We start from the raw sequence: 1,601 nt of genomic DNA, 5'->3' as shown, positions 1-1,601 counted from the left end.
CACGAAGTGGTTGATGCCATGCTTCCAAGAAAAGCTTCTAAGCTTCAGATAACCAGGAACCGTACCCCAAACCGACACAGGTGGTTGGGTAGAGAATACCAAGGCGCTTGAGAGAACTCGGGTGAAGGAACTAGGCAAAATGGCACCGTAACTTCGGGAGAAGGTGCGCCGGTGAGGGTGAAGGACTTGCTCCGTAAGCCCACGCCGGTCGAAGATACCAGGCCGCTGCGACTGTTTATTAAAAACACAGCACTCTGCAAACACGAAAGTGGACGTATAGGGTGTGACGCCTGCCCGGTGCCGGAAGGTTAATTGATGGGGTTAGCTAACGCGAAGCTCTTGATCGAAGCCCCGGTAAACGGCGGCCGTAACTATAACGGTCCTAAGGTAGCGAAATTCCTTGTCGGGTAAGTTCCGACCTGCACGAATGGCGTAACGATGGCGGCGCTGTCTCCACCCGAGACTCAGTGAAATTGAAATCGCTGTGAAGATGCAGTGTATCCGCGGCTAGACGGAAAGACCCCGTGAACCTTTACTATAGCTTTGCACTGGACTTTGAATTTGCTTGTGTAGGATAGGTGGGAGGCTTTGAAGCGTGGACGCCAGTTCGCGTGGAGCCATCCTTGAAATACCACCCTGGCAACTTTGAGGTTCTAACTCAGGTCCGTTATCCGGATCGAGGACAGTGTATGGTGGGTAGTTTGACTGGGGCGGTCTCCTCCTAAAGAGTAACGGAGGAGTACGAAGGTGCGCTCAGACCGGTCGGAAATCGGTCGTAGAGTATAAAGGCAAAAGCGCGCTTGACTGCGAGACAGACACGTCGAGCAGGTACGAAAGTAGGTCTTAGTGATCCGGTGGTTCTGTATGGAAGGGCCATCGCTCAACGGATAAAAGGTACTCCGGGGATAACAGGCTGATACCGCCCAAGAGTTCATATCGACGGCGGTGTTTGGCACCTCGATGTCGGCTCATCACATCCTGGGGCTGAAGCCGGTCCCAAGGGTATGGCTGTTCGCCATTTAAAGTGGTACGCGAGCTGGGTTTAGAACGTCGTGAGACAGTTCGGTCCCTATCTGCCGTGGACGTTTGAGATTTGAGAGGGGCTGCTCCTAGTACGAGAGGACCGGAGTGGACGAACCTCTGGTGTTCCGGTTGTCACGCCAGTGGCATTGCCGGGTAGCTATGTTCGGAATAGATAACCGCTGAAAGCATCTAAGCGGGAAACTAGCCTCAAGATGAGATCTCACTGGGACCTTGAGTCCCCTGAAGGGCCGTCGAAGACTACGACGTTGATAGGTTGGGTGTGTAAGCGCTGTGAGGCGTTGAGCTAACCAATACTAATTGCCCGTGAGGCTTGACCATATAACACCCAAGCAATTTGATGCTCCTAGTTGAAAAGACGAAAGAGACCAGATTGCGGTGTGTGAAGACGAAACGAACCGAAAGTTCGAAGTTCACAAAACACCGAAGCTATCACATACCCAATTTGCTGAAGCGAGGCCATCTGGTCACGACTCAGTACCCGAATTTCTTGACGACCATAGAGCGTTGGAACCACCTGATCCCATCCCGAACTCAGAAGTGAAACGATGCATCGCCGA

Annotated in this window: 2 rRNA genes (1 of these 2 running past the window's edge); both read left to right on the top strand. The window is 52.7% G+C overall.

Annotation, left to right across the window (positions count from 1 at the left end):
- Window positions 1–1,362: ribosomal RNA gene (locus tag AC1Q8Q_RS32040) — 23S ribosomal RNA — on the top strand; it begins 1,571 nt to the left of the window's first position.
- A 168-nt stretch (window positions 1,363–1,530) separates the two neighbouring features.
- Window positions 1,531–1,601 (top strand): 5S ribosomal RNA (gene rrf / locus AC1Q8Q_RS32035); the annotation flags it as partial.

The organism is Pseudomonas sp. GW823-FHT06B06 (assembly GCF_058795195.1).
Note: the sequence above shows the minus strand (reverse complement) of the source record. Positions and strands in the feature narration are given on the sequence as shown.